This is a genomic window from Luteimonas terricola, from assembly GCF_004352845.1.
Lineage (GTDB): Bacteria > Pseudomonadota > Gammaproteobacteria > Xanthomonadales > Xanthomonadaceae > Luteimonas > Luteimonas terricola.
The window spans coordinates 397003-418736 of the sequence record NZ_SJRX01000002.1 but is presented as its reverse complement, the minus strand read 5'-3'; the positions used below and the strand labels follow the sequence as shown (position 1 = coordinate 418736).

General features: G+C 64.9%; 25 protein-coding genes. 5 read left to right on the top strand and 20 right to left on the bottom strand.

Annotation, left to right across the window (positions count from 1 at the left end):
* Positions 1-3: 3 nt before the first annotated feature.
* From E2169_RS06655 to E2169_RS06615, 9 genes are all read right to left on the bottom strand, one after another.
* Positions 4-276 (bottom strand): VirB3 family type IV secretion system protein, encoded by a 273-nt coding sequence (locus tag E2169_RS06655; RefSeq protein ID WP_009518842.1) that lies wholly within the window; start codon positions 274-276, stop codon positions 4-6.
* Positions 273-659 carry a TrbC/VirB2 family type IV secretion system protein gene (locus E2169_RS06650; RefSeq protein ID WP_009518843.1) on the bottom strand — a complete coding sequence of 129 codons (387 nt, stop codon included), beginning with the start codon at positions 657-659 and terminating at the stop codon, positions 273-275. Before E2169_RS06650 ends, E2169_RS06655 begins: the two co-directional genes overlap by 4 nt.
* The gene (trbB, locus tag E2169_RS06645) at positions 656-1669 is read right to left on the bottom strand and encodes a P-type conjugative transfer ATPase TrbB (RefSeq protein ID WP_132985826.1); all 1014 of its coding nucleotides are present in this window, start codon (positions 1667-1669) and stop codon (positions 656-658) included. The genes E2169_RS06650 and trbB overlap by 4 nt, the downstream gene beginning before the upstream one ends.
* On the bottom strand, positions 1666-2154 hold the full coding sequence (locus E2169_RS06640; protein ID WP_132985825.1) for a ribbon-helix-helix protein, CopG family: 489 nt from the start codon (positions 2152-2154) through the stop codon (positions 1666-1668). The genes trbB and E2169_RS06640 overlap by 4 nt, the downstream gene beginning before the upstream one ends.
* Entirely contained in the window at positions 2151-4145 is a 1995-nt protein-coding gene (locus E2169_RS06635; RefSeq protein ID WP_009518847.1) for a conjugal transfer protein TraG, read from the bottom strand. Before E2169_RS06635 ends, E2169_RS06640 begins: the two co-directional genes overlap by 4 nt.
* A 218-nt stretch (positions 4146-4363) precedes the next feature.
* Positions 4364-4630, bottom strand: coding sequence for an EexN family lipoprotein (locus E2169_RS06630; RefSeq protein ID WP_009518848.1), 267 nt, complete (start codon positions 4628-4630; stop codon positions 4364-4366).
* Positions 4627-5568 carry a LysR family transcriptional regulator gene (locus E2169_RS06625; protein WP_081921843.1) on the bottom strand — a complete coding sequence of 314 codons (942 nt, stop codon included), beginning with the start codon at positions 5566-5568 and terminating at the stop codon, positions 4627-4629. Before E2169_RS06625 ends, E2169_RS06630 begins: the two co-directional genes overlap by 4 nt.
* Positions 5569-5822: 254 nt before the next feature.
* Entirely contained in the window at positions 5823-7316 is a 1494-nt protein-coding gene (locus tag E2169_RS06620) for a porin (protein ID WP_132985824.1), read from the bottom strand.
* Positions 7317-7358: 42 nt separating this feature from the next.
* Complete coding sequence (locus E2169_RS06615) at positions 7359-7733, bottom strand: cupin domain-containing protein (protein ID WP_113934479.1); 375 nt, start codon at positions 7731-7733, stop codon at positions 7359-7361.
* Between the two features lie 274 nt (positions 7734-8007).
* Between E2169_RS06615 and E2169_RS06610 the strand changes: the two genes are divergently transcribed.
* On the top strand, positions 8008-8967 hold the full coding sequence (locus E2169_RS06610) for a LysR substrate-binding domain-containing protein (RefSeq protein ID WP_009518852.1): 960 nt from the start codon (positions 8008-8010) through the stop codon (positions 8965-8967).
* Between the two features lie 40 nt (positions 8968-9007).
* On the opposite strand, the gene E2169_RS06605 is transcribed toward E2169_RS06610, so the two are convergent.
* From E2169_RS06605 to parA, 5 genes are all read right to left on the bottom strand, one after another.
* Positions 9008-10960 carry a relaxase/mobilization nuclease and DUF3363 domain-containing protein gene (locus tag E2169_RS06605; protein WP_094159807.1) on the bottom strand — a complete coding sequence of 651 codons (1953 nt, stop codon included), beginning with the start codon at positions 10958-10960 and terminating at the stop codon, positions 9008-9010.
* A 400-nt stretch (positions 10961-11360) separates the two neighbouring features.
* A complete protein-coding gene (locus E2169_RS06600; RefSeq protein WP_132985823.1) occupies positions 11361-11936 on the bottom strand; it encodes a S26 family signal peptidase in 576 nt (191 codons plus the stop codon).
* Positions 11933-12478 (bottom strand): DUF2840 domain-containing protein, encoded by a 546-nt coding sequence (locus tag E2169_RS06595; protein ID WP_132985822.1) that lies wholly within the window; start codon positions 12476-12478, stop codon positions 11933-11935. The genes E2169_RS06600 and E2169_RS06595 overlap by 4 nt, the downstream gene beginning before the upstream one ends.
* A complete protein-coding gene (locus E2169_RS06590; RefSeq protein ID WP_132985821.1) occupies positions 12475-12726 on the bottom strand; it encodes a chromosome partitioning protein ParB in 252 nt (83 codons plus the stop codon). The genes E2169_RS06595 and E2169_RS06590 overlap by 4 nt, the downstream gene beginning before the upstream one ends.
* Positions 12723-13361, bottom strand: a complete 639-nt coding sequence (gene parA, locus E2169_RS06585; RefSeq protein ID WP_132985820.1) for a ParA family partition ATPase — start codon at positions 13359-13361, stop codon at positions 12723-12725. Before parA ends, E2169_RS06590 begins: the two co-directional genes overlap by 4 nt.
* Between parA and E2169_RS14525 the strand changes: the two genes are divergently transcribed.
* A complete protein-coding gene (locus E2169_RS14525; protein ID WP_268236919.1) occupies positions 13360-13485 on the top strand; it encodes a hypothetical protein in 126 nt (41 codons plus the stop codon). The genes parA and E2169_RS14525 overlap by 2 nt on opposite strands.
* A gap of 162 nt (positions 13486-13647) precedes the next feature.
* Here E2169_RS14525 and E2169_RS06580 read toward each other — a convergent pair whose 3' ends face one another.
* The 4 genes from E2169_RS06580 to E2169_RS06565 form a co-directional block, all read right to left on the bottom strand.
* Positions 13648-14418: a replication initiator protein A gene (locus E2169_RS06580; protein ID WP_207918373.1), complete on the bottom strand. Its 771-nt coding sequence runs from the start codon at positions 14416-14418 to the stop codon at positions 13648-13650.
* A gap of 86 nt (positions 14419-14504) precedes the next feature.
* Positions 14505-14795 (bottom strand): helix-turn-helix transcriptional regulator, encoded by a 291-nt coding sequence (locus E2169_RS06575; protein ID WP_132985818.1) that lies wholly within the window; start codon positions 14793-14795, stop codon positions 14505-14507.
* Between the two features lie 83 nt (positions 14796-14878).
* Entirely contained in the window at positions 14879-15664 is a 786-nt protein-coding gene (locus E2169_RS06570; RefSeq protein WP_132985817.1) for a DUF2285 domain-containing protein, read from the bottom strand.
* Between the two features lie 354 nt (positions 15665-16018).
* The gene (locus tag E2169_RS06565; RefSeq protein WP_132985816.1) at positions 16019-16366 is read right to left on the bottom strand and encodes a DUF2958 domain-containing protein; all 348 of its coding nucleotides are present in this window, start codon (positions 16364-16366) and stop codon (positions 16019-16021) included.
* A gap of 262 nt (positions 16367-16628) precedes the next feature.
* Between E2169_RS06565 and E2169_RS06560 the strand changes: the two genes are divergently transcribed.
* Entirely contained in the window at positions 16629-16922 is a 294-nt protein-coding gene (locus E2169_RS06560) for a helix-turn-helix domain-containing protein (protein WP_132985815.1), read from the top strand.
* 48 nt (positions 16923-16970) lie between these two features.
* On the top strand, positions 16971-17852 hold the full coding sequence (locus E2169_RS14330; RefSeq protein ID WP_207918363.1) for a TIR domain-containing protein: 882 nt from the start codon (positions 16971-16973) through the stop codon (positions 17850-17852).
* Positions 17853-17936: 84 nt separating this feature from the next.
* Here E2169_RS14330 and E2169_RS06550 read toward each other — a convergent pair whose 3' ends face one another.
* Positions 17937-18251 carry a DUF736 domain-containing protein gene (locus tag E2169_RS06550; RefSeq protein WP_132985814.1) on the bottom strand — a complete coding sequence of 105 codons (315 nt, stop codon included), beginning with the start codon at positions 18249-18251 and terminating at the stop codon, positions 17937-17939.
* A gap of 750 nt (positions 18252-19001) precedes the next feature.
* Between E2169_RS06550 and E2169_RS06545 the strand changes: the two genes are divergently transcribed.
* Positions 19002-19520, top strand: coding sequence for a GNAT family N-acetyltransferase (locus tag E2169_RS06545; RefSeq protein WP_132985813.1), 519 nt, complete (start codon positions 19002-19004; stop codon positions 19518-19520).
* Positions 19521-19657: 137 nt separating this feature from the next.
* Here the strand turns inward: E2169_RS06545 and E2169_RS06540 are convergent, their stop codons facing one another.
* A complete protein-coding gene (locus E2169_RS06540; protein WP_132985812.1) occupies positions 19658-21709 on the bottom strand; it encodes a ParB/RepB/Spo0J family partition protein in 2052 nt (683 codons plus the stop codon).
* Between the last annotated feature and the right edge of the window lie 25 nt (positions 21710-21734).

Here is a 21734-nt window from a genome sequence, read left to right as displayed (position 1 = left end):
TCCTCACACGTCCAGCAGAGGCTTGTGCTTGATGTGCCGCGCGAACACCTGCATGAACTGCGGATCGACGCGCGCCCCCCATACCGCGAGCGAATGGCCGACGATCCACATCACCAGACCCGGAATCCACAGTTGCAGGCCCAGTCCCACGGCGGCGGCCAGCGTGCCGTTGGCAATGGCGACCGTGCGCGGCGCACCGCCCAGCAGGATGGTTTCGGTCAACGAACGATGCAGCGGCACCTCGAAGCCGCTGGCGAACTCATCGGGCGCACTCATACGACAGCCCCACCGGAGAAGCTGAAGAAGGACAGGAAGAACGAGGACGCCGCGAACGCGATGGACAGGCCGAAGACGATCTGGACCAGTTTGCGAAAACCGCCGCTGGTATCGCCGAAGGCCAGCGCCAGGCCGGTGGCAATGATGATGATGACTGCGACGATGCGCGCCACCGGCCCCTGGATGGAGTCGAGGATGGCTTGCAGCGGCCCTTCCCAGGGCATGCTGGAACCGGCCGCGTGCGCCGTGCCGGTCGCCAGCAGGAATACGACCGCCAGCAGCAGCCCCTGTTGTGCTGGCCCGGCCAGGCACCGTAGGCGTGCGAGCAGGGAAAGCGGATTTACGGAAATGCGGGAATCATGAGAAACGTAAGCAGGCGTCATGGCAGTTCTCCAGAGTGGGTTGAGGACGGGGAAGGAAGCGGCGCGAGCGCGTCGTCGAGTTGGTAGCCCTGACCGTCGAAGCCGGTCACGCGGGCGACGGTCTGGACCTGGCGGGCACGGCCGCGCCCGGCAATGAAGACAATGACGTTCACCGCTTCGGCGATCAGCGCGCGCGGCGGCGTCATGGCGACTTCGAGAATCAGTTGTTCGAGGCGCAGCAGCGCGCCGTGCGCGGAGCTGGCGTGCAGCGTGGCAATGCCGCCGGGATGCCCGGTGCCCCACACCTTGATGAGGTCCAGCGCCTCGCCGCCGCGCACCTCGCCGACGATCACGCGGTCGGGCCGTAGGCGCATCGTGGCGCGCACCAGCTCGGTCATCGACACCACGCCGGCGCGGGTGCGCAGCGGCACGTGGTCGCGTGCCGCACACTGCAATTCCACCGTGTCTTCCAGCACCAGCACGCGGTCGCCAGTGCTGGCGATTTCGGCCAGCAGCGCATTGGCGAGCGTGGTCTTGCCGGTGCTGGTGCCGCCGGCGATCAGGATGTTCTGTCGCTCGCGCACCGCGCGGCGCAGGAACTCGGCCTGCTGCTCGGACAGGATGCGATCGGCCACGTAGTCGGCCAGGCCGATCACGCCCACGGCGCGCTTGCGCAAGGCGAAGGCCGGGCCCGGCGCCGCCGGCGGCAGGATGCCCTCGAAGCGCTCGCCGGTCTCCGGCAGCTCGGCAGTCAGCAGCGGCCGGCCGCGATGCACTTCCGTGCCGACGTGAGCGGCGACCAGGCGGATGATGCGTTCGCCATCGGCGGCGGACAGCGACTCGCCGGTGGCGGCCCGCCCGGTGGAGAGGCGGTCGATCCACAGCGCGCCGTCCGGGTTCAGCATCACTTCCACCACGTCCGGGTCTTCCAGCGCGGCGGCGATCAGCGGTCCCATTGCCGTGCGCAACATGCGGATGCGCCGATCCAGTGAGGTGACAGAGGACGACGGTTGCTGTGGGACGGCACTCATACGGCAGCCTCCCGTGCACGTTCCTGCGCTTCGGCCAGTGCCGCCGTCTCGTCCAGCCGCTGCGTGTCGGGCTGGATCTCCTCGTAAACTTCGCGCACCAGGCTGCGACCACGCAGCAGGTGGCGGCCGAGCTGTTCGACGAACTGCTCGAAGCGCGCCTTGCCTTGTGCTCTCGCCGCGTCCTGATGCGCCTCGGGCAGCGGTGTGCTGACCGTCAGGTAGTAGCGCACGAACAGCGCCAGCGTCTCGATCAGGATGTTCTGGTCGCGCTCCAGCTTCTCGAACTGGCGCGACAGCCGATCCAACCGTTTCGCCATCGCCGCTTCGCGCTGGTCGGCCGCATCCGGCGACAGCCAGGACGCGAGTGCGGCCGCGACGATGCTGGATTTCGAGACGCCTTTCTTCGCGGCCAGCTCGTCCAGGCGCTTCGCATGGTCGCGCTCGATGAACAGGTTCAGGCGATGGCGGGAATGAAGATGGCTCATAGCTGGATTCCGTCGTCGGGGTTGAGGGCGGCCAGCCGAGCCGCGCGCTGCAAGCGCGGGTCGAGCTGGGACGGCAGGGGAAGCGGCAGATCGTCGTCGTCATCGAGCAGCGCCAGATCGCTGGCCGCGTGCTCGGATTCAGAGCTGTAGGCGACGACTTCGGACAGCTCGGGCTGTTGGCGCGGGCCGCCTTCGTTGGCGTCTCCCAAGTCCGAAGCCACAGCGGGCACGGCAGGCATGGCGGGAATCGCCAAGGCGCTCCAGTCATCGGGCCGCGCGGCCGGGGCATCGGCGTAGCGGCCCTGCGCCAGCGTGGGTGCTGGCAACACGCGGCGCTTGAAGTTGGCGTCCGCGTAGTAGCGCAGCTTCTTCGCCTTGATCGGCGGATGGCCGGAGACCATCACCACGGCGTCGTCGGGTGGGAGCTGCATCACCTCGCCGGGCGTGAGCAGCGGGCGCGCCGTTTCCTGCCGCGACACCATCAGGTGCCCGAGCCAGGGCGCGAGCCGATGGCCCGCGTAGTTGCGCTGCGCGCGCAGCTCGGTGGCGGTGCCCAGCGTTTCGGAAATGCGCTTGGCCGTGCGTTCGTCGTTGGTGGCGAAGGTCACGCGCACATGGCAGTTGTCCAGAATCGAATGGTTCTGGCCGTAGGCTTTGTCGATCTGGTTGAGCGACTGCGAAATCAGGAAGGCGCGCAGCCCGTAGCCGGCCATGAAGGCGAGCGCGGATTCAAAGAAGTCGAGCCGGCCGAGTGCGGGGAACTCGTCGAGCATCAGCAGCAGCTTGTGCTTGCGCTCCACGCCGTCGCTGCCATCGAGCGATTCAGTGAGGCGCCGTCCGATCTGGTTGAGGATCAGACGAATGAGCGGCTTGGTGCGGCTGATGTCCGACGGCGGTACCACGAGGTACAGCGATACAGGATGCTGCGCGGAAATCAGGTCCGCGATGCGCCAGTCGCAGCGCGACGTGACTTCGGCCACCGTGGGGTCGCGGTACAGGCCAAGGAAACTCATCGCGGTGGACAGCACGCCGGACCGCTCGTTGTCCGACTTGTTGAGCACTTCGCGCGCAGCAGACGCGACGACGGGATGCGGTGCATCGCCGAGGTGCTTCGTCGTCATCATCCGATGCAGCGTCACCTCGAACGGACACGCGGGATCGGACAGGAAGTTGGCGACGCCGCGCAGCGTCTTGTCCTCGCTGGCGTAGAGCACATGCAGGATCGCGCCGACCAGCAGCGCGTGCGAAGTCTTCTCCCAGTGGTTGCGCCGCTCCAGCGCGCCTTCGGGATCGACCAGAATGTCCGCGATGTTCTGCACGTCGCGCACTTCATGCGCACCGCGCCGTACTTCCAGCAGCGGGTTGTAGGCGGCGGACTTCGCATCGGTAGGGTTGAATAGCAGGCAGTGCGAGAAGCGCGAGCGCCAGCCGGCGGTGATAGCCCAGTTCTCGCCCTTGATGTCGTGGATCACGGCGGACGCGGGCCACGACAGCAGCGTGGGCACCACCAGGCCGACGCCCTTGCCCGAGCGCGTGGGCGCGAAGGTCAGGACGTGTTCTGGGCCTTCGTGTCGCAGGTACTGGCGGCCATGCAGGCCGAGGAAGACTCCGGATGGCTGGGTCAGCCCGGCTTTGCAGATTTCCGCGGCATCGGCCCAGCGGGCCGAGCCGTAGGTCGTGACCAGACGAGATTGGCGCGAGCGCCAGATGGACATGCCTATGGCGACCACCACGGCCACCAAGCCGCTTCCGCCCGCGATGGCGCCACCAATGTCAAAGACGTGCGACGCATAGGCGTCGAAAAGGAACCACCACTCGAACAGCTTCCACGGGTGGTAGATCGGCGTGCCAAGGAAATCGAACCACGGCGAGCCAAGACGTATCTGATAACCAAGGGTCGCAGCTGTCCATTGTGTGGCGCTCCACACTCCGGCGATCACGATGCTGAATACCACGGCAATCTGACCGAACAACACGTTCGTCCCTTGCATCTCCCGGCCTCCGATTTCCCCTGCGCGCACTGCGTTCAACGTGCCGCTGGTGTCAGGATCGGTGCCGGGTCAGTGCCGGTCAAAGACCGTTATCGGGAGAAAGGTCGAACAAAAAGCAAGAACTCGCGCAGGGGCGTAGGCAGAAAAAAAGCCGCAAGCGATGGCGCATTGCGGCGTGTTTGACAGAAATTAAATGATTCGTGGCGAACTGCCTACAATCAAAATTTGGGCGGATTCTCCAGTGATGTATACGGCACCTTGCCGTCGCCATAGAAGCGCTTGCGCGTTGCCTCAGAAACCCGGTTGCACAACTCATTGCCCAGCTTGGCTCGTTCCAGCTTGCATTGCTGACGCAGCTCTTTGAGGCGCTCGGGATTAGCTGCAAGGGACTCCACCGTTTCAATGGTGGTCTTGGTCGCGATCGGGTTTGACTGACCGCATGCGGTTAGCATCAAAGCGAGCAGAAGCAGGATGATCTTCTTCATAGCTCGATATCCTTCAAAGCACCAGATTTTGAGGATGCAGGCCAATCAGGATCGTTCGACTCCATGGACGCCAGCCGTTCAATGAAGCGAGCCAGCATCTGCGACGGTTCGGCGTCCCTACGAAGCAGGTAAGTAGTCAACAAGGGTGGCTGTCCCGCAAGCGGGCGCGCCACGACGCCTAGCTCACGACTGAATGCGATGTGCGCGCCACCCGCAAGGCCCAATGCCAAGCCGGCCGATACCAGCATCATCATCACGTCGAACGTCGCCACACGCTGCGCGATCAGCGGCTCCCGTTCCTGTCGGCGCAGGATGCGATCAACTTGGCGAGCATGGCCTTCGCATGCTGCGGGATCACCCAGCACGATCGGGTAGCGCAGCACTTCTTCCAGCGGAATTCGTTTGTAAGCCAGCACGGGATGACGCGCGGGCACGGCTACCATCAACTGGTCTTCCCAAACTGGATTGACGATGATGCCGTCGCCGGCCTCATCGGCCATGGAAAAGCCCGCGTCGTACAGATCATCATGCAGGCCCTTGATCTGCTGATCCAGCGGCACTTCGAAGAGCCGGATTTCGATTTCTGGATATTCTTCGCGGCAACGTGCCAGTAGCGCCGGCAGGCGCGATGGTGTGATGCCATCAGACAAAGCAATGCGCAACTGCCCGTGAAAGCCATTGGTAGCCGATTTCACGCTTTCACGCGCCTGCTCCAGGACTGCAAACACGCGCGGAATGTGATTGAGGAACAGCTTTCCGGCGAGAGTCAAGCGCGTGCTGCGAGTAGTGCGCACAAAGAGCTGCACGCCCAACTCCTCTTCCAGTTCCTTGATAGCACGTGATAGAGGTGACTGCTCGATGTGTAGCCGCTCAGCGGCACGGGCAAAGTGGAGTTCTTCAGCAACGGCCAGAAAGCAACGCAGATGACGAAATTCCACTGGACGATCTCCTTTGTGTGATAGCACCACCGACTGCTTCGATCGTTGTGGAAGCCTTAGCCTTGATCGCCATCATTTGCGTTAGCCGTAAAGATGGTGTCCCCAGTCAGAGGTGCGAGGAGCAACAGCACCGCCTCAACCCAGCGCTGGAACTAGCGAACGTTGCAGCTTCGTGTTCGCGCGGGGCACGTCGCTGTAGGTCAAGGAAGAGGCGTCGATGCGGCGGTCATTCCTTGGTCTTTCGTGGATGGAGGTCAGAACGCGATCTGCGTGCGGGCACCAACGGCTTGGTACCTCGCGCCAATGTCGCCACCGCCACCCGTTCGCTTGTCCACCGTGCCGTTGATGTAATTAAGCATGAAGCGGATGTTGCTGTTCACATACCAGTTCAGGCCGAGCGTGAGGTTCTCCTGCCGGCCGCCGAAGATGTCCCTGTCGTTGAGATCAATCATGCTGTAGCGCGCAGCAATCTCCCATGCGCCCCAGTCGCCCATCCTCCAGTCGAAGGGACGACTTGGCGCAACGCTCCCATAAGAGCCGGAGCTTGCGCTGTAGCGTCGCGTCTCGCCGGTGAGGATATAGCCGCCTTGGATGTAATAGCCGCTGAAGTTGAGGCTGGGCCCGTTGCCAGGGGGCCGCTCGACGTTGAAATCGAAATACTCGCCCTGGAAGTGGAAGCTGCCCAGTGTTCCGGCCAGTTCCGCGCTCAAGACGCGCGCGGAGTCGATCGGAAGAGGACCGGTGCCCAAGATGCGGTTGCCGTCGATGCGCATCTCAATCCGGTCTCGCAGGTTCAGTTCCGAGGCGCCCGTCGGCGCATCGAACAGGTACTGCACGTCGCCGCCGATCAGGAGCGAGGCGCTGTCGGTCAGAACTGGCAGGAACACCACCCGTCCGGTCGCGGCGGTCTGCCTTGCATCGTGCGATGTCCTGCCGGAGGCCGGTCCCGTCAGGAAGGCGCCGGCCCACCATTGCCGCTCGTTGGCGGTAATGCCGAAGCCTGAACGCGTGGCGGCGCCGATGCCGGCGGCGACTTCCACGGGCGCGGCTCGCTCCATAAAGGTGATGTTGTTGTTACTTGTCGCTCGGTCGAGCGAGTAGCGCACGCTGAGAATGCCGGCCCAGATCTTGAATGGTTCGAAACCACTATAGGAAAGGTAAGCTTTATCTAGGACCACGCCGGACCCGCCGCCGGACCCGCCACCCTCAAATTCGATGCTGTATCCCCAGTCGTTCAGGAACGCGCCGATGACCCCGAACTTCGCTCGGCGCGCGATCACGCCGCCGACAAGATTCTGCGGCGTCGTGGCCGTGGTGTTCGGCCGGTAGTTGTAGCCGCCGAAGTCGAGCTGCAGGCGGCTCGTGAGCGAGATGCAGTTTCGCCCGTCGGAACTGCAGATCGTCGGCTGGTTGCTGGAGGATACTCGAATGCTAGGTGCGTCGGCGGGCGGCTCCGTTTTGGCCGCAGCCATCTGCCCAGTGGCCCCTCTGGCTTCCTCTCGCCCCTCCGCAACGTCCCCTTTCAGGGCCTCGACTTCGTTCCGCAGCTCGTTGATTTCCGCCTTCAGCGCCTCCAGCCGGGCGCTGGCGGAATCCTGCGCGGCGGCGGGTCCGCCGGCGAGGATCGCAGCGACAATCGCCGTCGCCGTGAAGATTCCGCATCGTTTCACGCAATTACATTTACGCGGGCGAGGACAAGAATGGTCCGGTGCAGGTTCCAAACCACTTCGCTTAATGTGCCTGCTCACGAAGATCCTGCTCGTACTGAATTGCCCAGTCCCCGACACACGCTAGTCTTCCAATGGTTTTGGAATGGACCGCCCTTTGTCCTTTTCAGCCACGATGAATTCGAGAAAGCGGAGTCTCTCCGTTGAACTCGGATTCCAGTGAGCATGAATGGTGCCGGCCGGAACGAGCAGACTGTCGCCAGCGCGTAGAGTGACTGGCGGTTCACCTTCCTCCTGCCAGATGCCAGTGCCGGAAAGGATGTGGAAGGTGACCGCAGCCGGATGAAGGTGCCGTGGATTGATGCCACCCGGCTCATATTCGACGTGATAGACGGCGACTTCCTGGTTAGCCGTATCGGGCACGGCTGTTCTCAGCAGCGGCGCATGCGGTATCACGCCTCGCTTTTCCTGGGCGAAAGCCGGTTGGGTGTAAGCCATACATAAAACTCCTGTTATCGCAATGACGATGCTGAAGAGAGCGCCTTTGGTCACACATTGCCTCCCAACCTTCAGAGATGCCCAAAGGCCGGGTCCGACTGGAACCGGACATTGCGCTGGCGATAGCCAGTTGAAAACAGAGCCTGAATTAGCGAAGTAGTGCATGTGAGCCTCCGTAAGAAATTTGATTCTTTCAAGGCATATTAAGGTAGTAGGCATTGTCAGACAAACGACTTTAACTTACCATTCCCCCAAGAAAAAATTGGGGTCTCACATGATGCGACAATTACCCTCGCTGAACGGACTGCGGGCTTTTGAGGCGGCTGGCCGGCATGGCAGTTTCACTGCCGCGGCAAGAGAGCTGAACGTCACCCAAACTGCGGTAAGTCGCTTGGTCCGTCTGCTGGAAGATCGTTTTGGCTTTCCTCTGTTTCTGCGACATGCGAACGCGCTTGAACTGACGGCGCAAGGGCAGGCGCTGCTGTCCGGTCTGACTGATGCTTTCGATTCCATTGCCCGGCTCACCGAAAGCGTTACGGCAATGCGTAGTGGCCCGGTGCTGACGGTTGGAGTCGGTCCAACCTTGGCGATCACTTGGTTGATCCCGCGACTGGCAAGCTTCTATCGCAGCCATCCCGACGTCGAAGTGCGCATGGCGACGGGTGGCGCAACTCGTCCGGTACGCGATGACTGGACCTGCACTATCCGACGCGATACCGACGCGTTGCCAGGCTACGATGCAGAACGCCTATTCCCGAGCGCCGTCGTGCCGGTCTGCACCCCTAAACTCGCATCGACGCTGCGCTCGCCTGACGATTTGCGCGACGCGATTCTCATCGTCGTGTCCGACATGCCCAATGAATGGCCGTACTGGTTCGAGGCTGCGGGCTTGCGTTCTCCCGTGCACCCCGCCAGTGAAGTGTCGTTCGAGAGCAATGTCATGGCGATGCAGGCAGCGCTCGACGGGGTCGGAGTCGCTATCGCTCAAATCCCTTACGTCAGCGACGCCCTGGCAGCGGGCCGGTTGGTCGCGCCATTCCCGATCGTCGCGCACACAGTCGGGAGTTGGCTTCTAGAATACCGCGCTATTCGAAAGGAAGATCCGGCACTTCTAGCTTTTCGCGCTTGGTTGCACCAGGAAGCTGATCTGGCGCGTCAAGTTGAGATCGTGCTAGGGCGTGCGAACACAAACGGAAGCGCTCGGCGATCAGCAGGCCACCCGCCGCGCGATTGACGCCGGCTTCGAGACGTGGAGCTGCATGGGGCATCCGACACTAGACGGATATGCCCTTGGTACGTCCGATTTCCCACGACACGCCACCGCCTCGCACCGTGGCGGCGATCTGCTGTCCCAGTCTCTGTTCGATCACCGGCCGCCACGGGACCAGACGGAACCCAATGCCGTCATCGAGCATCGCATAGCGCCCGCTGGCAAGTATGATGCTGCGCCGATAGATGCCGGCCACGCGCTGCCCGTCGGCCACTGAGCGATGCTCCAGCCCGGTTTCGGTGGCAATGTCCTGCGCGGCCTGCGTCAGTTCCCGATTGCGCAGCGTCGCCAGCAGGTTGCGCGCCAGGATCACCCGCTGGCCGCGCCGCTCGGCCAGTCCCTGTTTGGCCAGGAAATCTGCCCGATTCTGTAGCGCGTCCTTGACCTCGCTGCCAAAGCCAAAATCTCCAAATCTCTTGCCGCCACCGATCAACTGCTGATCCAGCCAGGTAGCCCCGATCACGTGAGCCTGCCGCTCGATGGGCAGGTGCGATTTCAACTCCACGGCCACGCCGCCCAGGCGCTGCGCGTCATACTGATGCCCGCGTGCGGGCAGATCGTCCGGCACCTTCCACAGCCCCTCGGCCACACGCTCCACGATACCGGCCCGGCGCAGGGCTTCCAGCCGACGGACATGGGCCGCAACGACTTCCTGCGGATCGCGGCCGGCCTGCGCCTGACCTTGTGCAATCGCCAGGTGATGATCGGTGCGATACAGCCCATCGCTCGCCAGCGCGGCGATGTTCCTGTCCGCCGTCCGCACCTCGGCGGAACCGTGCACTTCCACCACAGCGCCGGTCGGGTAGTTGCCGGGTGCGTCGCGGGCGTTGAGCGCGACATAGTGGGCCTTGCCATCCACGCCGTCGATGATCAGATAGCCCCGGTCGAGCAGTTCGTCGGCCAGCCCCTTGGCGGCCACCCGGCCGATGACGGTTCGGCCGTCCTCACCTGGCTCGAAGACAGCCAGCTCGCGCGGCTGGCCGCTCATGGCCCGTTGCATGGTGCGGATGATGTCGCCGCGCTCGCCCATCGCGCGCAGCGTTGGTTCCGCGTCGGCATGAACGGCCCACACACCAGGCTGGCTTTCACTCGCTAGTCCCATGCGCTGCAAGCGTTGCAGGCGGCCAACCAGCAGCAGGCGCTGGCGTTGCAGCCGGGGTTCGTTGAAGTGTTCGACATGCACCAGGCCGTCCGCCGCTTCACGCTGTAGGGTACGGTCCAACCCCGTCCACCGTTCCTGTTCCACCTCGCGCGCCATGCTGCGCTGGATCTCCAGCTCGGTGCGAGGCCCGAGCCATTCGGTGGCGAGTTCGGCGGCACGTTCGCGCATGCCGCGCGTGATGTACTCCTGCGAGATGATGAGGTCTTTGCCGGTGTCGTCCTTGCCGCGCAAGACGACATGGGTGTGCGGGTTGTCGGTGTTCCAGTGATCGACGGCAACCCAATCGAGTCTCGTGCCCAAATCGGCTTCCATGCGGGTCATCAGGTCGCGGGTGTAGCGCCGCAGGTCTTCCAGCTCGGCGGCATCTTCCGGCGAGACGATGAAGCGGAACTGGTGACGGTCCTCGCGGCCACGTTCCTCGAAGGCGGCCAGGTCGGCGTCGTCGGTGGTCGTGCTGTACGCCTGCCCCGGCTCGCCGTCGCGGCCGACGCCTTCGCGCTCGATGTAGCGCAGGTGCGTGATGGTCGAACGCGCGCCGGCCTGCTTGAGATACACCAACCGCACCTTGACGGTGGCGCGGCGCGAGGTCGCGGACAGCGACTGCCCGGTGAAGCGCGCGGCGACGTGGCCGCGCCCCAACCGCGAACCGGGTGCCTTGCCGCGTTTGCCGCCGGTGGCATTGGCCGCTTTGCTGGCCTGGCGCAGCACCTTGGAGACGAAGGCATCGCCGCGCTGCTTCGGCGCGCCGGGGCGCAGGCGGAAGCGGTCGGCGTCGTCATTGCTGCGCCGGCTCATGCGGCAGCTCCGGCGAAGTGCAGCGCACCACAGGGCGTGATGCACGCGGTTTCGCCAATGCCCGTGCGGCATTGACGCTGCTCGCGGCACGGTGCCGCGATAGGGCGCGTGCCGCGCCAACCCCACGTGCAGACTGGCTTTGTGCGCACCGTGGTGCCGCACCCTTCAATCTTGCCCTGCATCTTCCCCCGGCCTGACGGCACGGGGGTGCGATGCCCCGGCGCCGCTGCGCAAGGCGCAGCCCGGCCGCCGGCGAGCGCCAGCCATGCCTGCGGCATGGCGCGCTCGGGGCAAGCTGTCTGCACGGGGGAATGCCGGGCGAGGCGCGGTGCGAATGCACGCGCGCCGCACCGGCATGAACGCGAAGGCTGCATGCCAAGCGGCGCACGGATGTGCGCCGTCACGGCTGCGGCTCCAGGCGGATCGGTCGCGCGACGCCGAGCACGGCGGATGCGCTGACCGGGCCGAAGTAACGGCTGTCGAAGGACGCCGGGTTGGTGGCGCTGAGCAGGAACAGTTCGCCCTGGGCGAGCTGCCGGCACTGCGGCCAGGATGGCAGCGGCCGGCCCCAGCGGTCGGCGCGCAGCACGGCGGCCACCGGCACGCCGTCGATGCGCACACCGCCATTGGCGATGCAGACGTGTTGCGGCGCGACCGCGCCCACCCGTTTGAGCAGCGGAACGTGCGACGGCAGGTAGCCGCGCTGCGCGGCCAGCGCGGCGGCGTCTGCCGGCAAGGAGGTCAACACGATGCTGCCCACGGACAACGGACGGGGTAGCGAGTCGGCCCGGTGCTGGCGTGGTTCGATGCGATACCAGCCGATCGGCACGCTGTCGGACGGGTTGTAGACGATGCGCACCGCAGGCTGCACGAAGGCCGCCCAGGCCAGCGCAGCGAGGCCGCCGGCAGCGAGTGCGGCCAGGACGATGCGCGCGCGACGGCGCGGGCGAGGAAGGGTTGCGGTCGTGGCGGTCATTGCAGGTTCCTCCCGGCCAGGAAAGCCGCGTGCCGTTCGCGGGTGTAGTCCGGCAGCGGCAGGCGCGCGGCCAGGCGGTTGCCCAGCGTGCGCCAGTACGCGGGCGACACCTCGGCGGGGTCGATGCCCAGCGCCTCGATGGCGTCGATCTGCGCGAGCACGGCGCGCACCTTCTGTTCGCCTTCGGTGTGCAGCAGGATGCGCGCGCCGGGGCGAATGCCGGGGATGCGCTGCATGGCATCCAGTGGCGTGCAGGCTTGCAGCACCATGAGCTGCCAGCGCACGGTGGCGTAGTCGTTGGACTCCCAGCGGATGCGGCAGAAGATCGCGGCCGGCAGGAAGACGGCGCAACGCCGCCAGCGATCGAGCTGCACGGTGCGCGCCGGATGGCCGAAGCGCAGATAGAGGTTGATGCGCTGCGCGAGGTAGGCGAGCGATACGCGCGTGAGCGGCACGCGGCTGTCGAGCGCGGCGAGCGGTTGCGGTGAAGGCGGCGGCGCGGTCGTGCTTTCATGGGGCTGTGCCTGCGCGGTGAGGGTCATGGCGTGCGCTCCGGGAACTCGCGCTCCAGCAGCGCGCGCAGCAGCTCGGCCACCGTCACGCCCTGCGTGAAGGCCGAGACCTTGATGCGGGCGCGCATGGCCGGCGTCACGTCGAGGGTCAGGCGTGCGGTGTAGAGGTCGCCTTTCTGCACGCCGTTGGCGTCGCCCTGGCGAATCCAGGCTTCCGCCTCGGGATTCGCGGGCGGACGCGCGCCGATGGCGATGCGCTTGCCGCGTGCGCTGCTCATGGCGACCACCGCAGCAGTTCGTCGGCCAGTGCGGCGATCTCGCGTGCCGCCGTGCTGTCGGGCGCGGTTTCGCGTGCGAGCCGCCCAGCGGCCACGCTGTCGGCAAAGACGATGCGCTGGCGAATTTCAGCGTGCAGTGCGGGCAGCGGCTGTTCGGCGAGCGCGCCACGCGCTTCGCGTCCGATCACGGTGCGCACGACACGCCGGTTGATGACGAAGGCCGCGCGCAGCGCCGGCCGGAACACTTGCGCTTCGCGGATCAGCGCCACCATTTCGGCAGACGCCCACAGGTCGTAAGGACTCGGCTGCACCGGCACTAGCACGCGGTCGGCCGCCAGCAGCGCGGAGCGCGCGAGTGCGGCGATGCGTGGCGGGCCGTCGATGACGATGTGATCGCAGCGCCGTGCGAGCTCCGGCGCTTCCTGGTGCAGCGTTTCGCGTGCGAGACCGACGGCGCTGAACAAGCGCGGCAGGCCCTGCTGGCTGCGCCGCTGCGTCCAGTCCAGTGATGAGCCTTGCGGGTCGGCATCCAGCAGGATGACCTGTTGACCGCGCAGCGCGAGTTCGCCGGCGATGTGGGTGGCGAGCGTGGTCTTGCCGACACCGCCTTTCTGATTTAGCAAGGCGACGATCATGGCGCAGCCCTCCGTTGCGGATGGCGGCACCATGATCGGCCTGAAAAACGCTGTTGCTGTTGATCTCGGGCGGTTATCCACCGCGCCAATAACAAGTTATTGGTATGTGTTAGATAGCTTTTAAAGTTAGATATAAAGTTAAGGGCCGGAAAAACCCTTGCGGCCGCTGAAGTTAGCTGCGATTTACGCGCCTGATAGCACGATACGGGTGCGCCTGATAGCACGAGTCGCGGCGCGCCTGATAGCACGAGCCCATTCACAGCTTGTCCCGTTTTCATTCCCACGGTTATCCACGTGCCGTGGACGGCACGGGGCGGAAGGCGAGGATTTCCGGCTCGCCGGGCCAGCGTTCGACGGACAGCACATAGCCCGGCAGCGACTGCCGGGCGGCCAGCAGGCGCAGGTCGCGGGCGAAGTCGCGGGGCTGCGCCAGGCTGCCCGACTTGCGATACAGGTAGGGGAAGTCGAACTGCCAGCCGTCGCGCTGCTTGCCGCCGTGTTTGCGCACCAGGCGGTACAGCCAGCGCTCGATGCCGCCGGTGAGCTTGAAGTAGGCCCGGTCGATGGTCAGCACCAGCGCTTCGTCCAGCACGCCGGCAAAGAACCAGTCCGGCAGGATGAGTTCGAGGCCCAGCGGCGCACCTTTGGCGTCCGCGCGCTCCTTCCATTCGTTGATCCACGAGAAGCGGTGCAGACGCCGCCCGGTCGTCTCGCGGATCGAGGTGGCAATCGTGGTCGATTGCAGGCGATCCAGCGCGGCCTTGAGGCGCTGGTAGTCGCGCAGCGAGGTACCGCGGCCGATGAAGCGCAGTATCTCGTAGGGCGTGGCCTGCATCCTGCGCGACGGGCGAATGCCTGCGTCGCGCGCTTCGACGATCTGACTGGCGGCCCAGATGAGGATGTCCGCATCCCAGATGGTGGCGATGCCGTGCTCCTGCGTGCCTTCCACGCGCACGGTGACGCCGCCGGAGTGGAAGTCGATCGGCGCGGTGCGCCGCGATTTCGCCAGCGAGAAGAACGGATAGGCCATCAGGTCTTGTGCATCGCGCGGCGCCATGTCGCCCGGTAGCGCACGGAACAGGTCGAGCTGTTCGCGCTCCTTCTCCGAGCTGGACACGACGAGGGCCACCCGCGCGCCGGCTGTCAGCGGCCATCGCGGTAATCGCCGGCGTGGCGTTCGGCGTATTCGGGGTCGGACGTGGCCTCGAAGCTGCGCGCGTCGGCCCAGGCATCGAGGTCAGCCACCGAATACATGACGCGGCGGCCGAACTTGCGAAAGCGCGGGCCGCCGCCGATCACGCGCTGCTTCTCCAGCGTGCGCGGCGACAGGCGCAGGTATTCGGCAGCTTCGTCGTTGGTGAGGTAGCGCGAAGGCTGTGCGGGCTGCGTAGTGGCAGCGGGTGCGGTTTGCGGCCGCAGCGGTGCGGGTCTCATGGCGTGAACCTCCATCGGTCTGAATCGCCGACCGCGACGGCGCGGCCGGATGGAGGCAGTCTCAGAAAAGCAAGGCGTCTTGCTCAGGGACGTTTTGCGCGCGCGGCAGAACGTCCCTGTTCAAGCGCGGGAAGCTGTACCAGGCGGCGATAGCCGCCGCACATCAGGGTTTGGCCGCGCCGGACCAGGCGACGCACGCGGGCGCGCAGCGCACCGTCGGCGTGCCAGTCGTGGCGGATGGCCCCCGCGCCGAACAGCACCTGGGCCACGGTGCGCAGGGAGGCTCCAGCCAGCGCACCATCGAGCGCCTGCAAGGTGTGCAGTTCCAGCAGCGCGGTCGTCGAAGGGCGCGGGCCGGCCAGGGCCACCGGCACGGTGACGACCATGAGCTTGTCCAGTTCGCCCACCAGCGCGCGGCAGCGCGCGCACGGATCGGGTGCGGCACGCACGGCATAGGCGTAAGCCATGCCATCTTCGAGGCCCGGTGCGAGGGCCAGGCGGATGCAGTAGCCCGCCCAGTGCGTGGCCAGCACCAGACGCCGGCCATCGTGGATCAGGTGCTTGCGGCCGGGGATGCGCCAGAACGCGAAACGCTGTGCATCGGGTGGCGGGTCGGCATCGGGATAAACCTGCACCACGCCGTCGTGGTCGGGAAACCAGGCCGGATGCGCGTCACGCGCATCCAGGACAGGGTTTTCCAGCAGGCGCAGCCCCCAGCGCTGCGCCGTTGCGGGATGACGGCGGCGGCGTTGCCAGTCGCGCCGGTAGCCGGGGTGGCGACGCAGGTACTCCCACGCCAGCGCGGGACCGTCCAGGTGCAGGACGTAGAGGTAGGCGGCACCGGGGTGCCAATGATCGGACTCTGCCATGACGCGGCCTCCTGTCGGACAGCAGGACTCGTCGCCACGGGCGTCAGGGGGAGCTACGGTGTCATCGGCGTATCGTCACAGGTATTCGCCAGGCTGGTGGTGTCAAGACCGATCGGCTCCAGGGTATTGCACGGATCGTCCGAATGCGACGGCCGCGCGGCCACTGGTGGTGCGCGGCATGGGATACCTTGCCGAAAGCTGCGCCAGGGATCAGGACTGTTTTGGTCTTGCCGCACCGCTGCGGTGCATGAGTGCCGATTGATGCACGGACGGTCTGAAACCAGACCGAAATAGACGCAATGCGCTCCGCTTGGCGGTGCTGTGCCGACCTGCCCGAACGGGTCGGCAGGCCGGTCAGTCGATGATCGACCCGTTGCGCTGCGCCAGCCGCGTGTATTCCGACAGCGTGCGCGTGGCGACGAAGTACAGGTCACGCGCGATGGGTTGCTCCTGCGGCCCCAGGATAGACGCCAGCTCGGACAGCCGCACGGTGTCCAGCGCGGGCATGCCGATGCCAATGTCGCACAAGCCGTAGGCCGTATCGCCGTCCTCGGGATCGAGGGCGGCCAGCAGCCAGGTGGCGTGCGCATCCAGGGTGAACAAGCGAACCACCGGCAGCGGGTCGAGGGCCTGGTCCTCGGCGCGGGCGCGGCCGTTGGCGAGCAGTTGCGCGCGCTGCGCGTCGGTGATGAGGGGCTTCATGGGCGGCGCGCCTCCTGCACCTGCAAAACCGCTAATGCACGGATGCGCTTGTGCGCCAATCCGTGGAGGCGCAAAGCCAGAATAGTGGAAAGCATCAAAGGCACAGAAGCGGTTCCCCGGATCAGTACACATCCACCGAAGCGGATTTCCGTAAAAGCACGGAAGAACAGAGACGGCGGTTCACAACACCAAATGAACACTATAGATTGTAGTCCTATAGTGCGCAATAAGTTGTCATTCTGGATTTTGGGGAAAGTCCAGAATGACGACGCGCAAGCCATCATTGCCCGATGCACTGCGGCAGATCAGGAAGGCACGCGGCCTGAGCCAAGAGGCATTCTCGGACGTGTCCAGCCGCACCTACCTGAGTTCGCTGGAGCGCGATCTGAAAAGCCCGACCCTGAACAAGCTGGCCGAACTGTGCGAAGTCATGGAAGTTCATCCGCTCACGCTGCTGACGTTGGCGTATGCCGGCGACAGCACGCGCAAGGCTGAGGATGTTCTGGAGCAGGTACGGCAGGAACTCAAAGAAATTGTCGGAGAAGGTGGTGACTGAATCGCAGCCCCTTCATCCCGCGGACGCTGACTAAGGAAGATTAGAATTGTGTACAACCTGCTTGTTACAGCTGCCGAAGGTGCATGGGACATTTCCGCATACGAATATGATCGGACGCGGTTTCTTGAGCACACCACAGATAGCCTCAAGGCGAAATTCTCCAGCCTTGATGCAAATGCTCTGGAAGAGCTGAAATCGCTGCCGACACTTTTCACGTATGAAGGCGACGATGAGGTTGTGCAGGTTGGGTACATCAGAAGAATAAAAGAGCGAGGGCGAAGCATCCTGGTCGAGTATGAGTTCGATGACAGTATCCCTGCTTTCAATTTCTCCAAACTGAAGCCATTGCTGACAAAGCTTGATATTGGAAGGTGGGAGATGTCGCGCACCCACTGGGCTGTAAAGGACGAGGATCTTTTCGAGCTACTTGCCTCAGAGGGCCTTGTAGATGAGAGCTATGTGGCCGAAGGCCGCCCGCCCGGTCGCGTTGAAGAAATGCGATTTCGGGTTGCTTTGTCCTTTCCCGGTGAAAAACGAGATTACGTAGCTGCCGTAGCCGCCGAAGTAAAGAAACGATTGGGACGCGATGCCGTTTTCTATGACAAGGATTTCACTGCACAGCTAGCGCGGCCTAATCTGGACACCTTGTTGCAGCGCATCTACCTCAATAACTCCGATCTGGTCGTCGTATTTCTTTGCGCAGAGTACGAGCGAAAGGAATGGTGCGGCCTAGAGTGGCGCGCCATCCGAAACATCATCAAGAACAAGAACGATCACGCAATCATGTTCATGCGCTTCGATCATGCCGATATAAGCGGCAGCTTTTCGATTGATGGTTACGTGGATTTGGATGAGTACACACCGCTGGAGGCAGCGCGGATGGTTGTTGAGCGAGTTCGCTTGAATAATTTGCCCCCCGCTGGGCCTTGATGCATCTGAAGTGCGCTGTCTGACAGCGAAAACTCATAGGCACGAAGTGCCCCGCCGCAATGGACGGGGCGCAGTGAGCCGTCATCAGGCCGCCTTGGGCTTGCTGCGCGACCAGATCAGGTCGTGTGTGCCGTCCTCGCCTTCGATCAGGCGGGCATAGACCGTCGCCGGGAACGAAGGATCGTCCAAGCTCACCGACAGGTAGGGCCGCCCGGCCTCGCTGGTTTTCTTCCACGCCGCGCCAATGTCGTGGCCCGCCGCCTGCAAGCGGAAGTCAGGGGCGTTCTCGGTGTCGCCCTTGTCGTTGGGAATCAGCTTAGCCTTGACGTTCAGGGTCAGGGTGCGGAGCTGGCCGGTGTAGCCGTCTTTCTCTGCGGTGAAGGTGCCGATGGTAGCCATGATGTTTCTCCTTTCGGGTTGAACAAGGCCGCGCCCATCGCGTCCTTGTTGTGATCCGGTCAGCGGGGGATGGGCTGGCCGCACCGCTTGCGGTCGAAACGCAGTGGAGAACCTGGAAGCGAAAAGAATTTGTCCCGCGAGGAATGCGCGCAGCGCAGGGGAAATTGTTTTCGCTGCAAGGTTGCGGCCATGAAGCCCAAGGCGCAGCCGCGCCACCGCCAGGATTCACAACGAGACAAGGACGCAGGGGCCGCCCTGTCCCGAAGGGAGAGATGGCCGCCTCGGCATCCCCGCATGACGGCTGCACCGGCCTGCGCCCTGGCGCGGGCAAGGCCAACACGCCAATGACAGGCAAGAATGCCCCCTGCCGTTGCTGGCGGCGACGTGCTTGCGGCGTGGTGTGGAAGCTCCATAGGCGTGGCCGGGCGGCGTGTCGGTAAACCGTCCTTCGTGACGGGGTTGCGCTGAACCGCCAGCGTCGAGGGCGGTACGCTTTGGTGCAACCTGCCGCAGCAAGCCGGGGCGTAGCCCCGCGCCCCGCCAAGCTGTGCGCGGCGGGGATAGCCCGCAGGGCTTTCCCCTGGAGGCAAGCGCAGCGCGCAGCGCCGCAGGTGCGAAGGCGTGAGGGATTGAAGCCGAATGGCCGTGACAGCGAAGTCGGCACGGGGCGCAGCCCGAAAGCCCGGCGGCGCTATGCGCCGACACGCCCAGGCCGTTCTATATTTTCAGGAAGCAACCGAAGACAAGCCCATGACCCTCCAGCTCCGACACGAAACCCCGGATGACATTGCCGCCATCGAAGCCGTCACGGTTGCGGCTTTCGCCGATGCACCGCACACCAGCCACACCGAGCAATTCATCATGCGCGCCTTGCGCGCAGCCAACGAACTGACGCTTTCCATCGTGGCCCAGGAACAGGGGCAGATCGTCGGCCACGTTGCGCTGTCCCCCGTCACGATCACCGATGGCCACCACCAGCAGGCCGAGGGCTGGTATGGACTGGGGCCGATCTCCGTCCTGCCGCAACGGCAGGGGCAAGGCATCGGTTCACGTTTGATGGAACAGGCACTGTCCGAACTGCGGACCATGCGGGCCGCAGGTTGCGTGCTGTTGGGAGATCCCGCGTACTACGGGCGCTTTGGCTTTCAGGCCCATGCGGGCCTGCAACTGCCGGGCGTGCCGCCCAACTACTTTATGGCGCTGGCCCTGCATGGGCCAGTACCGGAAGGCACCGCGCACTACAGCGATGCCTTCAACGCCGCCGCCTGAGCCACCGCGAAGGCGGCGGCGTGGCGGTTTGGCTTTGGCCGTTGAAACCGGGCGCGGCGGGCACCGCCGTGCCCGGTTTTGAGGGCGGCAAAAGCCCCGGCGCGGGCAGCGCCGGGGCCATGCTTTGCGCGGCTACCTCATGCCGCCAGCGTTTCCGTTTTCTCCGCTTCGGCGTCGGCCTTGGCTTCCTGCGGGGCGGCGTCCTGCGCTTCTTCCGGCGCGCTCGCCTGCGCCGCCTCGTCCTCGGCCTTGAACACGGTGGGCATCCAGCCGGTGCCATCAGCCAGCCGCTCGGCCTCGCTGGCAATATCGGTCTTCTTGAGCTTGGACAAGCGGGTGACGTGCGACGGTGCGAATTGCTGCACGGCATCGAGGATCACAGCCTTGGACACATGGTTGAAATAGCCATCGGCGGTCGGCTGCCACCATGCGGCCATGTCCAGCCCGACCGCCTGCGCCAGTTCCGCGCCGGGCTGGTACGGCGTGGCGCGGGGCGTCACCACGTCCACGCTGGCGGCCACGCACACGGCCAGCAGCCGCACTAGTTCGCCTTGCTCCATCGCCAGCAGCGCGACGAACAGTTCGGCGCTGTCCTGCGGCAGCCGCTCTCCCCATGCCTGTTGCAATTCGCGCAGGGCGACGGCGGCGGATGATTCCGGCCAGTCCGGGGCCATGCCTTCCAGCCGGTCTTGCACTTTCAGGCTCATGCCCAGCGGCAGGTCGTGGCCGTAGTGGCCTTCCTGCAAGATGGTTTGCACCATGCCATGCACCAGCGCGGCCAGCGCCACCTGCGGATGTCGGGCCACTTCGATTTGCAGCGCGGCGGTGCGGTGCGCGCTCAGGCGCTGCGCCAGCCGGTCGGACAGGTTGGCGGACTTGGGCGGCTCGGCATCTTCGCCTGCGTCGTCGTCCGCGCCTTCGGTGCCGGTGAAGCCTTGGCGCAGCTTTTCCAGCGTGCGCAGTGCCTTGGCCTCAGCCTCGCGCAACAGCCCGCGATAAATCGCGGCATCGCCCTCGCGGTCGATGGTGACGATAGCACCGGCCACGGCGCGCACGTCCGAGGCGTAGTCCTGTAAGGCATCCTCTGCGGCTTGCAGTTCCTCTGCGGCTTGTTCACGGCGCGATTCCAGTGTCTCGGCCTTGTCCTCGTCTTCGGCGTCGTAGGCTTCTTCCAGTTCGGTGTCGATCTTGTCGAAACGGTTTTGCAGCGAAACGAGGCGGCGGGCTTCGCGGGCGGTCGGTTCGCGCCGCTGGCGCGGGGCGTTCTGGAACGCCTGCCGGTCGGCGTGGCTCAGGTGCGGCACGGCCTCCACCCATGCCCATCCCTCGGCGCGCACGTCCTCGGCCAGCGTTGCCAGCTTCTCGCGCACCAGCCGTTCCAGCAGCGCCGCATCGTTCAGATAGACGCCGCTATCGTCCTCCGCGAACAAGTCGCGGCGGGTGCCGCCGCCTACGTCGGTGTAGGCGTCCATTCCGACGAAGCGGGCCAGCGGGTGCTGTGCGTCGATTTCGCGCTCGGTCAGGTGCTCGCGCAATGTGGACGGGCTGCGCTGCCACTGCGGCGCGCTGTAGAACGCAGCTTCCTGCGCGGTGTGGTCGTCGGTGATGGCAAGGGCCATCAACTGTTCCAGGGTGACGGCTCCGGCGCGGTAGTCGGTCATCAGGCGCGGCGAGACGTTGGCGAGTTTCAGGCGGCGCTGCACCACCAGCGGGGTCACGCTGAAATCGGCGGCAATGTCCTCGATGGGGCGGCCTTCCTTGACCAGCGCGGCGAACGCCTCGAACTGGTCGGCGGGGTGCATGGCTTCGCGCTGCACGTTCTCGGTGAGGCTCACGGTGCGGGCGGACGCATCGGCCACCAGCAGGCAAGGCACGTCCCAATCCTTGGCGATGCGCTTTTTCTTCGCCAGCAGCTTCAACGCGGCCAGCCTGCGGCCTCCGGCCACCACTTCGTAATGCTCGCCATCGGCGGACAGGATGACGATCAGGTTTTGCAGCAGGCCGACGCGCGCAATGCTCGCGGCGAGTTCTGGAATGGACATGCGCGGGGTCTTGCGCACGTTGCGCTTGGACTGGCGCGGCAGCAACTGCGACAGCGGGACAAAAATCAGGTTCTTGGTCGGGTCGGCCACTTCCAGTGCGGCGGCGGTGTGGGTGGTGTGGACTTCGGTTTGGGTCATTGCGTTCATGGTGTTACTCCTGACAAAGGGTTTG